Source organism: Mycobacterium sp. NAZ190054 (assembly GCF_001545925.1).
GTDB lineage: Bacteria > Actinomycetota > Actinomycetes > Mycobacteriales > Mycobacteriaceae > Mycobacterium.
The window spans coordinates 1-10,435 of the sequence record NZ_LMVQ01000119.1 but is presented as its reverse complement, the minus strand read 5'-3'; the positions used below and the strand labels follow the sequence as shown (position 1 = coordinate 10,435).

Annotated in this window: 8 protein-coding genes and 2 pseudogenes; 3 read left to right on the top strand and 7 right to left on the bottom strand. The window is 70.4% G+C overall.

Annotation, left to right across the window (positions count from 1 at the left end):
- The 6 genes from ASJ79_RS10495 to ASJ79_RS10470 all read right to left on the bottom strand — a co-directional run.
- Positions 1–278: site-specific integrase (locus tag ASJ79_RS10495; protein ID WP_197420164.1), on the bottom strand; the 278-nt coding region annotated here is incomplete at its 3' end.
- 69 nt (positions 279–347) lie between these two features.
- A complete protein-coding gene (locus ASJ79_RS10490; protein WP_067954852.1) occupies positions 348–1,508 on the bottom strand; it encodes a lactate 2-monooxygenase in 1,161 nt (386 codons plus the stop codon).
- A gap of 37 nt (positions 1,509–1,545) precedes the next feature.
- Positions 1,546–2,391: a siderophore-interacting protein gene (locus ASJ79_RS10485; RefSeq protein WP_067954850.1), complete on the bottom strand. Its 846-nt coding sequence runs from the start codon at positions 2,389–2,391 to the stop codon at positions 1,546–1,548.
- 64 nt (positions 2,392–2,455) lie between these two features.
- A complete protein-coding gene (gene dprA, locus ASJ79_RS10480) occupies positions 2,456–3,583 on the bottom strand; it encodes a DNA-processing protein DprA (protein ID WP_067954848.1) in 1,128 nt (375 codons plus the stop codon).
- Positions 3,583–5,094: a YifB family Mg chelatase-like AAA ATPase gene (locus ASJ79_RS10475; RefSeq protein ID WP_067954845.1), complete on the bottom strand. Its 1,512-nt coding sequence runs from the start codon at positions 5,092–5,094 to the stop codon at positions 3,583–3,585. The genes dprA and ASJ79_RS10475 overlap by 1 nt, the downstream gene beginning before the upstream one ends.
- Positions 5,094–5,459: a YraN family protein gene (locus tag ASJ79_RS10470; protein ID WP_067954843.1), complete on the bottom strand. Its 366-nt coding sequence runs from the start codon at positions 5,457–5,459 to the stop codon at positions 5,094–5,096. Before ASJ79_RS10470 ends, ASJ79_RS10475 begins: the two co-directional genes overlap by 1 nt.
- Before the next feature lie 190 nt (positions 5,460–5,649).
- Here ASJ79_RS10470 and aqpZ point away from each other — a divergent pair.
- The 3 genes and pseudogenes from aqpZ to ASJ79_RS10455 all read left to right on the top strand — a co-directional run bounded on the left by aqpZ (position 5,650) and on the right by ASJ79_RS10455 (position 9,887).
- Positions 5,650–6,439: pseudogene (gene aqpZ, locus ASJ79_RS10465) on the top strand (aquaporin Z).
- A gap of 69 nt (positions 6,440–6,508) precedes the next feature.
- On the top strand, positions 6,509–7,351 hold the full coding sequence (locus ASJ79_RS10460; protein ID WP_067954841.1) for a DUF1206 domain-containing protein: 843 nt from the start codon (positions 6,509–6,511) through the stop codon (positions 7,349–7,351).
- 40 nt (positions 7,352–7,391) lie between these two features.
- Positions 7,392–9,887 (top strand): AMP-binding protein, encoded by a 2,496-nt coding sequence (locus ASJ79_RS10455; RefSeq protein WP_067954839.1) that lies wholly within the window; start codon positions 7,392–7,394, stop codon positions 9,885–9,887.
- On the opposite strand, the pseudogene ASJ79_RS10450 reads toward ASJ79_RS10455, so the two are convergent.
- Positions 9,847–10,435, bottom strand: a pseudogene (locus tag ASJ79_RS10450) (acyl-CoA thioesterase domain-containing protein); the annotation flags it as partial. The gene ASJ79_RS10455 and the pseudogene ASJ79_RS10450 sit on opposite strands and share 41 nt — an antisense overlap.

The window sequence follows — 10,435 nt, the reverse complement described above, 5'->3', positions numbered from 1 at the left end:
GCCCGTTCGACGCTGGCCCGCCGCACCTCGGCGGTCAAGACGTTCACCGCGTGGGCGGTGCGGCGCGGCCTGCTGGCCGACGATCCGGCGCTCGCCTGCGCCCCCAGCCATGACCGCAGCACCGGCAGGGTCAGGCCGCGCAGCCCCGAGCCGGGGCGGCGTTCGGCGAGGAAGTCGAACAACGACCGCAGATCGCCGAGATAGGCACGGCGGGTGTGCTCGGAGCGACCGCGCTCGAGCGCGAGGTATTCGTCGAACTCTTCGAGACAGGTCTCGATTCCCGGGTCGCTGCGCTCCTGCCCGTCGGTCTGCACGCCCTCACCGTCGCAGAGTCCCGACGTGGGTGTTCAGAGGACGCGCCGGAGCGTGTCCGGAGTGAGATCTGCCAGGGTGGGATAGCCGTCGACGGCCATGATCAGGTCGGTCTCGGCCAGCAGCGAGCGCAGCACGTGCACGAGGCCGTCCTCGCCGCCGAGTGCCAGGCCGTAGGCGTAGGGCCGGCCGACACCGACGGCGGTGGCGCCGAGCGCGAGCGCCTTGACGATGTCGGCGCCGCTGCGGATCCCCGAGTCGAACAGCACGGGGAGGCCGTCGGCGGCCTCGACCACGCCGGGCAGGCAGTCGAGCGCGGGCAGTCCCCCGTTGGCCTGGCGCCCACCGTGGGTAGAGCAATAGATGCCGTCGACGCCGGCGTCCTTGGCGCGGCGCACGTCGTCGGGATGGCACAGGCCCTTGAGCACCAGCGGCAGGTCGGTCAGCGACCGCAGCCACGGCAGGTCCGCCCAGGTCAGTGGGTTGCCGAACAGCTGGACCCAGTGCAGCACCGCGGCCTGCATGTTCTCCTCCGGCGGTTGGGCCAGGGCGGCGCGGAACACCGGGTCGCTGGTGTAGTTGGCCAGACACCGGCCGCGCAGTTGCGGGAAGTTCGACATCGCCAGGTCGCGCGGCCGCCAGCCGGGGATCCAGGTGTCCAGCGTGACGATGATCGCCTTGTAGCCCGCGGCTTCGGCACGGTGGACCAGGCTGGCGGCCAGGTCGCGGTCGGTGGGGGTGTAGAGCTGGAAGAAGCCCGGGGTGTCCCCGAATTCGGCGGCGACGTCCTCCAGCGGGTCTTCGGTGAGGGTCGACACCGTCATCGGAACCCCCGTGCGGGCGGCGGCGCGGGCAGTCGCCAGGTCGCCGTGACCGTTCTGCGAGCAGATGCCGATGACACCGATCGGCGCCATGAACACTGGGGACGGCAGCGTCATCCCGAACAGGTCGACGGTCAGGTCGCGCTCGGTGGCCCCGACGAGCATCCGCGGGATCAGCCCCCACCGGTCGAACGCGGCCCGGTTGGCGCGCTGGGTCTGTTCGTCGCCGGCCCCGCCCACCACGTACGACCAGACCGACGGTGGCATCGCCGACTCGGCCTTGGCCTCCCATCCGGCATAGTCCATCGGGAGGTTCGGCAGGATGCCGGACAGGCCTTGCAGGTAGATCTCGAGCTGGTAGTTGCCGAACGCCATGGGGCCCAGCGTGCCATCGACAGCCGTCGCCGAGCCGTTATTTCGCCTCGGCCTCGGCGAGTTCGCGCTTCCACTCCCGGAAGGTCTCCTCGGTGCGGCCACGCCGCCAGTACCCCGAGATCGACGAGGCCCATTTGGCGTCCACACCGCGCTCCTTGCGGATGTAGGGCCGCAGGTTGTGCATCACGGCCTGCGCCTCGCCGTGGATGAACACCTGCACCTGCCCCGGCAGCCAGGGCGTCTCCTTGACCGCGGCGATCAGCGGCGCGTGGTCGCCGGCGTTCTCTTCGGAAACCAGGTCGGCGCGGCCACCCCGGTAGATCCACGACACCTCGACGCCGGCGGGTGCCGTCAGCTCCATTTCGTCCTCGGGCCCGGAAACCTCGATGAACACCCGGCCGATCGCGTCGTCGGGCAGCGCCTCCAGCGCGGCGCTGATCGCCGGCACGGCCGACTCGTCACCGGCGAACAGGTGCCAGTCGGCGGCGGGATCGGGCGCGTAGGCGCCGCTGGGGCCCATGACGAACAGCCGCTGCCCGGGGGTGGCCGACGCCGCCCACGGGCCGGCGACGCCGTGCTCCCCATGCACAACGAAGTCGATGCTGATCTCGCGCCGTTCGGCGTCGGCGTGACGGACGGTGTAGGTGCGCACGGTGGGACGGCGAGCGGGCGGCAGTGCGTTGAAGCTGTCCAGCGTCAAGGGTTGGTCCAGTTCGGACACGTCGACATCGTCGGCGACGAACACCAGCTTCACGTAGGAGTCCGTGTAGTCGTTGGGGGTGAACGTGTCGAAACCGTTGCCGCCGAGCACAACTCGCACGACATGGGGGGTCAGCTGCTCGGTGCGCACCACCTCGAAGGTGTGCACGGGACGTCCTGCCACTTCACTTCCTTTGCTACTTAGCTGTCCTTGACGACTATACGAGCGCGACCCGAGGTGCAGGGCGCTAGCGTCGGCCCAGCCTCCAACAGCCGTCCTCCCGCACGGCCAACCCCCGGACGCCGAGCATCGTCAGCGGCCCCAGCACCTCGGTGGCCGGCATCCCCGCGGCGGCGGCGATCTCGTCGACGGTGCGGGTGCCGCGCCCCGGCAGCGCCTCGAACACGACGAGTTCGTCCTCGCTCAGGTCGTCGACCACAGAGGCCGGCCGGACGCGATCCGGCGCCAGCTCACCACAGCGCCCGACCTCCTCGACCACCTCCGACGCCCGACTGACCAACCTGGCCTTCTCGTTCACGATCAACTCGTGACAGCCCGCGGACGACGACGAGGTGATCGGCCCCGGCACCGCGCACACCGGCCGCCCCAGCGCGTCGGCCCACGCGGCGGTGTTCGCCGCACCACTGCGCACGCCGGCCTCCACCACCACCGTCGCCCTCGCCAACGCGGCGACCAGCCGGTTGCGGGTGAGGAACTGCCGCCGGGTCGGGCGTGTTCCCGGCGGGTACTCGCTGACCAGCAGACCGTGCCGGCCCACCCGGTGCAGCAACGCGGAATGCCCTGCGGGATATGGCACGTCGAGACCGGTCGCCAGCACCGCGACCGTCTCGCCGTCGGAGGCCAGCGCCGCGCGGTGAGCCGCGCCGTCGATGCCGTATGCGCCGCCGGACACCACGGCGACGTCGCGTTCCACCAGCCCGGCCGCGAAGTCGGAGGCGACGTACTCGCCGTACGGCGTCGCCGCGCGTGTCCCGACGATCGCGGCGCTGCGCTCCGGGATGTCACACAGCCGCGACGGGCCCGACGCCCACAGCACCATCGGCGGCAGGCCCTGCGGCCGATTCGCGAGGTTCACCGACTTGAACGCGACGAACGCCAGGAGCGGCCACTCGTCGTCGTCCACGGTGAGCAGACGCCCACCCATCCGGTCGAGGATCTCCAGGTCCTCCCTGGCGCGGTCGATGGCATACCGTGCTTCGGTGGCGCGCAACAGCTTCGCGTCGACGTCGCGGCGGCGGATGCGCTCGGCGGCCGCGACCACCCCTTCCGCGGCCACCAACCCGGCCAGGACCTGGTTGGGCGGTTCAGCCACCCGTGACACGTAAGCCCATGCCCGGCGCGTGATCTCGTCCATCAGAAGCCACCTCCCTGCCGGAAACTCATCGCCGTCGCGACGTCCTCTCGATTCGGTGAGGTGCGGCCGGCCAGATCGCACAGCGTCCACGCCACACGCACCGTCCGGTCCATGCCACGGATGCTCATCGCTCCCCGGTCGACCGCGGTGCGTAACGGTCTCATCGCCTCCTGGCTCAACCGGAACCGGCGGCGCAGCAGCGAACCACCGACTTCGGCGTTGGTGGCGATCCCGTACGCACGCCAGCGTTCTTTCGCGGCCGCACGTGCCGACCAGACCCGTTGACGGACATCGGAAGTCGACTCACCCTCCTGATCGTTGAACGTCCCCTCCCGGGACGCGTGCATCTCGACACGCAGATCCACCCGATCGACCAACGGCCCGGACAACTTGCTCTGATAGCGCCGTTTGTCGGCTGCCCCGCAGGTGCAGTCGCGGGGATCGGGCGGCGCGCACGGGCACAGGTTTGCCGCCAGGACGAGCTGGAAACGGCACCGGTAGCACGCCACGCCGTCCCGGCGCGCCAGCCGGATCTCACCGTCCTCCAGCGGTGTCCGGAGCGCCTCCAGCACAGCCGAGTTGATCTCGGCGAACTCGTCGAGGAACAGCACGCCGCGATGCGCACGGCTGACCGCGCCCGGGCGCGCCATCCCGGAGCCGCCACCGACCAGCGCGGCGATGCTGGTGGTGTGGTGCGGTGCCACGAACGGTGGGCGTGTGATCAACGGGGCGTCCCCGGTCAGCAGACCGGCGACGGAGTGAATCGCGGTCACCTCCAACGACTCGGCCTGCGACAGCGGCGGGAGCAGACCCGGAAGCCGCTGCGCCAGCATGGTTTTCCCGACGCCCGGCGGTCCTGTCATCATCAGGTTGTGGCCGCCGGCGGCAGCGACCTCGACGGCGTAACGCGCCTGGGTCTGCCCGACCACGTCGCTCAGATCGACGACGGGCTCCGGGGCCTGCTCCCTGCGCTCGACGCGCGCGTGCAGGTCCGCCTTGCCGGAAAGCCAGGCCTGCAGCCGGCCCAGGGTGCCGACACCCCACACCTCGATACCTTCGACGAGGCTGGCCTCGGCCAGATTCTCGACGGGCACGACGACCGTGGGCCAGCCCTGGCGTTGTGCGGCGAGCACCGCAGGGAGCACCCCTTTGACCGGCCGTACCCGCCCGTCGAGGGCGAGCTCACCGAGCAGTACCGCCTTCTCCAGCCGCGGCCAGGATTTCCTGCCGTGTGCCGACAGCACGGCCGCCGCGAGGGCGAGGTCGTACACCGAGCCCACCTTCGGCAGCGTCGCCGGTGACAGCGCCAGTGTCAGACGCGTCATCGGCCACTCGAACCCGCAGTTGCTGATCGCCGCGCGGACGCGGTCCCGCGACTCCCGCAACGCGGCGTCGGCCAACCCCACCAGAGACACCCCCGGCAGGCCTGAGGAGATGTCGGCCTCGATCTCGACGATCTCGCCCTCGACGCCACGCACCGCCACCGAGAACGCTCGCCCCAGCTTCGTCATCACCCCACCCCCTTGATGTGGTTGAGTTCGGGCGTACGGCGCCGACCGATCCGCACGGTGACGACATCGATGCGCACTGCGGCCCAACTGGCGGACTGCTGAGCCAGCCACAGCCCGGCCAGGCGGCGCAGCCGACGCAACTTGGCCGGGGTCACCGCCTCGGCGACCCCGCCGAACAGGTCGGTGGTGCGGGTCTTCACCTCGACGAAGACCACGTCTCCTCCGTCGGCGGCGACGAGGTCCAATTCCCCGTAGCGGCACCGCCAGTTCCGGGCCAGCACGCGAAACCCCAGGCCCTGCAGGTAGTCCACCGCGAGCTGCTCCCCCAACGCCCCGATCTCGGCGCGACTCTCAGTTCCGGTCATGAGGCCACAGTCCTCGACGTCGCCGACAACGCCGGAAATCCATCCCCAAACCCGAATTCATCCCCAGCCGCCGCGGTTGTAGGAAACGACAGTTTTTGTCAGAGGACGTTTCTGCCGTATCCGGCCCACGGCCACGGCACGGGTGTCACGCTGAAGACACGATTACTCCTCGAGTAGAGCGGTGGCACCCATGCGCGAACCCACGCTTTTCCATCGTCTGTCGGCCGAATTCATCGGGACGTTCTGGTTGGTGCTCGGCGGTTGCGGCAGCGCCGTGTTCGCCGCGACCTTCCAGAACGACGAAGGGTTCCCACTGGGCATCGGCTTCGCGGGGGTCGCGCTCGCGTTCGGCCTGACCGTGCTGACCGGCGTGTACGCGTTCGGCACGATCTCCGGCGGACATTTCAATCCCGCGGTGACGCTCGGCGCGGCGGGTGGAGTGGCGGGTGGAGTGGAAGGTGCTGCCGCCCTACTGGGTCGCGCAGGTCCTCGGCGGGCTGGTCGCCGGCCTGGTCATCTACGTGGTGGCCCAAGGCAGGTCGGGGTGGACGGCCACCGGGAACATGGCCGCCAACGGGTACGGCGCCCACTCCCCCGGCGGGTACACGCTGTGGGCGGTGATCGTCGCCGAAGTGGTCCTGACCTTCATCTTCCTGCTCGTCATCCTCGGGTCCACCGACGATCGGGCACCGAAGGGTTTCGCCGGGCTCTCGATCGGCCTGACGTTGACGCTCATCCACCTGATCTCCATTCCCATCTCGAACACGTCGGTCAACCCGGCACGCTCGACGGGCGTCGCGTTCTTCAACGGCGACGGCGCACCGGCACAGCTGTGGGTGTTCTGGCTCGCGCCTCTGGTCGGCGCGGCGATCGCCGGGCTGGCCTACCCGTTCCTGTTCGGGCACCGCGAAGAACTGGCCGACCGCCCCGTGCGCGACGAGTCCCTCGACGCCGAGCAGGCCCGTCTGGACAGGCCGTAACCGCGGCAGCCGTTTCACCGGCGTCAGATTCGGGGTAACCGGGGCCATCAGCCGACCAGGAGGACCCCGATGAGCACCCGCCCTTCAGCAGCGTCTCTGCACCGCTCCGCGCACGGCGCCGCCGACCGCGCGACCGACAGCAGCGCCTTCGAGTACCTGGCCAGGGCGGGTTTCGCCGCCAGCGGCGTGCTGCACCTGCTCGTCGGCTTCATCATCGCCAGGCTCGCCTTCGTGGGCGGGGCCGGCAACGCCGACCAGTCCGGCGCGCTGTCCACGCTGGCCGGTCAGACCGGCGGCACGATCATGCTGTGGGCGGCCGCCGCGGGATTGGTGGCGCTGGGGTTGTGGCGGGTGGCCGAAGCGGTGATCGGCGCCAAACCCGGGGAGAGTTCCGGGCGCACCGGCGAGAACCCCGCATGGAAGCGCGCCAAGGCACTCGGGCTGGCGGCGGTGAACTTCGCGATCGCCTTCTCGGCGGCCCGGTATGCGATGGGCAGCGGGCAGTCCAGCGCCCAGCAGAACGCGGGCCTGTCGGCCCAGCTGATGCAGTCCGGTTGGGGCAAAGCCATCCTGATCGCCGTCGGCGTCGGGGTCGCCGCGATCGGCGCCTACCACGTGTACAAGGGCGTGTCGGAGAAGTTCCTCGACGACCTGCGGGTCTGCGGCGGCACCGCGGTCACCGCGACCGGCATCACCGGATACGTGGCCAAGGGCCTCGTGCTGGCCGGCGCCGGTCTGCTCGTGGTGATCGCGACCCTGCAGGCCGATCCGGCCAAGGCCTCCGGCCTGGACGCCGCCGTCAAGACGCTCGGTCAGGCCCCGTTCGGCAAGGTGCTGCTGATCGCCGCGGCAGTGGGTATCGCCGCCTTCGGCGCGTACAGCTTCATCCGGAGCAGGTACAGCCGGATGTGACCCGGCCGGAACCATGTGAGGTAAGGGTATCTTCACGTGGATGAGGACGTTGGTCGATCACTTGCGCGGTCACGGTGACCGCGCGGCGGTGTTCACCCGCGATCAGCAACTCAGCTACCACGACCTCGCCGAGCGGGTCGAGGCCTTCGCGCGGACACTGGGGCCGCGACGCCGCCTGGTCCTGCTGGAGACCCGCAACGACGTCACGACACTGGTCGGCTATCTCGGCGCGCTGGCAGCGGGCCACGTCGTGCTGCCGGTGCCCGCGGGCCGCGACCACACCAACATCATCGCCACCTACCGGCCCGACGTCGTCGTCGACGCCGCAGGCGTCCACGTGCACTCCGAGGCCGCCCGTGACCTGCACGACGACCTCGCGCTGCTGATGTCGACGTCGGGCAGCACCGGCTCCCCCAAGCTCGTCAGGCTGTCCCGCACCAACCTGCTCGCCAACGCCAGGTCGATCGTCGAATACCTGCAGATCCGCGAAACCGACCGGGCGGCGACCACGTTGCCGATGTCCTACTGCTACGGCCTGTCGGTGATCCACAGCCACCTGCTGGCCGGTGCCGCACTCATCCTGACCGAGCAGTCGGTGGCCGACGACGGTTTCTGGGAACTGTTCACCCACCACCGCGGCACGACCTTCGCGGGCGTGCCGTACACCTTCGAACTTCTCGATCGCGTCGGCTTCCAGTCCAAGCACCTGCCCCACCTGCGCTGTGTCACGCAGGCCGGCGGCCGGATGCCCCCGGAGCGGGTCAGGAAGTACGCCGCGCTCGCCGCCGGACAGGGCTGGCAGCTGTTCGTGATGTACGGAGCCACCGAGGCCACCGCCCGAATGGCTTATCTGCCACCGGAACTCGCGCTCACCCGGAGCAACGCGATCGGACGCCCGGTGCCCGGCGGGGCGTTCACGATCGAGCCTGTCGACGAGTGGGCCGAGCCCGGCACCGGCGAGCTGGTGTACCGCGGCGCCAACGTGATGATGGGCTACGCCCACACCCCCGCCGACCTCGCGCGCGGCGCCGAACTCGACGCGCTGCGCACCGGCGACATCGCCCGCCGGGGTGAGGACGGGCTGTACGAGGTGGTCGGCCGCAGAAGCCGCTTCGTGAAGATGTACGGTCTGCGGCTCGACCTGGCGCAGATCGAGACCACGCTGGCCGGCGCGGGTGTGCACGCGCTGTGCACCGACAACGGTGACCGCCTGGCGGTGGTGGCCACCGACGAGCACGACCCCGACGACGTGCGGCGGCAGACAGCAGAGGCAGCCGGCGTGCCCGCCGCCGTCGTCGACACGGTGTGTGTGGCCGACCTGCCCAAGCTCGCCTCCGGCAAACCGGACTACCCGACCGCCCGGGTGCTGGCCGCCGGGGCGGCGCGCAGCGCCCCGCGCGGCGGCGACCTTCGCGAGGTCTTCGCCGAGGTGCTGCTCCTCGATCCTGCCGAGATCGACGAGGACGCCAGCTTCGTCGACCTGGGAGGCAACTCACTGACGTACGTGACGATGTCGGCACGACTGGAACGCGCGCTCGGCCACCTGCCCACCGACTGGCCGCAGCTGCCGCTGCGCGCGCTGCGGAACCTGCCGGCGCCGAAACGGCGGCGCTGGCAGTCCTGGGGTCACACGCTGGAGACCAGCGTGGCGCTGCGGGCGGTCGCGATCGTGTTGATCGTCGGTTCGCACGCCGAGCTGTTCGAGCTCTGGGGCGGCGCCCACATCCTGCTCGGAGTCGCCGGCTACAACTTCGGCCGGTTCTGCCTGACCCCGTTGCCTCGCCCCGACCGCATCCGGCATCTGCGCGCCACGATCGCGTGGGTCGCGATCCCGTCGGTGGTGTGGGTCGCGTTCGCGCTCATGGTCACCGACGACTATCACGCGTCGAACCTGTTGTTGGCCAACAAGTTCCTGGGACCGCACGACAGCATGACCGCCGGGCGGTTGTGGTTCGTCGAAGTGCTGGTCTGGACGCTGATCGCGCTGGCGGTGCTGTTCTGCGTGCCGGCGATGGACCGGCTGGAACGACGCCACCCGTTCGGTATCGCGATGTCTTTCCTCGCCTTCGGCATGCTGCTGCGCTACGGCGTTCTCGCCGGCGACACCAGGGACGCGTGGTTCACGGTGCTGGCGTTCTGGTTCTTCGCGGCCGGCTGGGCGGCCGCGAAAGCCGCCCACACCTGGCAGCGGGCCCTGGTGACGGCCGTGCTGTTCATCGGACTGCTCGGGTACTTCGACGACCCGCTGCGGCAGACGATGGTGTTCGCCGGTCTCGCGCTGCTGATCTGGCTGCCCGCCGTCCGCTGCCCGTCGGGCGTCGCCGCGGTGGCCGCGGTGCTCGCCGAGGCCTCGTTGTACATCTATCTGACGCACTACCAGGTCTATCCGCTGTTCGGCAGCCATGAACTGATCGGCGTCGTGGCCGCACTCGTCGTCGGTATCACGGTGGCGGCGACGGTGACGCTGGCCCGGCAGTGGTGGCGTGACCGCGGTGTCAGGCTGCCGGACCGGGCGCGGGCTCCCGCTCTGCGATGAGCCCCTCCTGCACCACGGTGGCGGCGATGACGCCGTCGGCGCGGATCAGGCTGGCGGTCACCACTGCCCGGCCCCGCGCCGCGGCGGGCGACCGGCATTCCAGCAGGTTCCACTCGTCGGCGTGCAGGTCCCGGTGGAACCACACCGACGTATCGGTGGTGCCGCTGCGGTGGGTGCGCGCCCGCATCGAATGGCCGTGCACCTGCAGCGCCGGATCGATCAGGTACACGTCGGTGACGTAGACGGCGACGAGCGTGTGCAGCAGGGAGTCGCCGGGGAGATCGACGGTGGCCCGCCACCAGAGCCGCCGCACGAAACCCTCGCCGCTGCCCTCGTCGGCGTAACGCACGTCGAGTTCGTCCAGCGGCAGCGACGGCGCGGGCCCGGCCGGCCCGGTCTTCGGCAGTGCGTCCGGGTCCGCACCGACCGCGTCGGCGACGAAGCAGACGTCCGCCCCGACGGCATCACACATGTCGGCCACCGCGTTGACGAATGAGATCTTGGTCGCCACAAACGCATTCGCCGCCGCCTTGACCATCTCGGCGGTC

Excerpts from the sequence above, each read along its gene's own strand:
- ASJ79_RS10490 (WP_067954852.1), bottom strand. The coding sequence starts at position 1,508 with ATGGCGTTCGGCAACTACCAGCTCGAGATCTACCTGCAAGGCCTGTCC.
- dprA (WP_067954848.1), bottom strand. The coding sequence starts at position 3,583 with ATGGACGAGATCACGCGCCGGGCATGGGCTTACGTGTCACGGGTGGCT.
- ASJ79_RS10475 (WP_067954845.1), bottom strand. The coding sequence starts at position 5,094 with ATGACGAAGCTGGGGCGAGCGTTCTCGGTGGCGGTGCGTGGCGTCGAG.
- ASJ79_RS10470 (WP_067954843.1), bottom strand. The coding sequence starts at position 5,459 with ATGACCGGAACTGAGAGTCGCGCCGAGATCGGGGCGTTGGGGGAGCAG.
- ASJ79_RS10460 (WP_067954841.1), top strand. The coding sequence starts at position 6,509 with ATGAGCACCCGCCCTTCAGCAGCGTCTCTGCACCGCTCCGCGCACGGC.
- ASJ79_RS10455 (WP_067954839.1), top strand. The coding sequence starts at position 7,392 with ATGAGGACGTTGGTCGATCACTTGCGCGGTCACGGTGACCGCGCGGCG.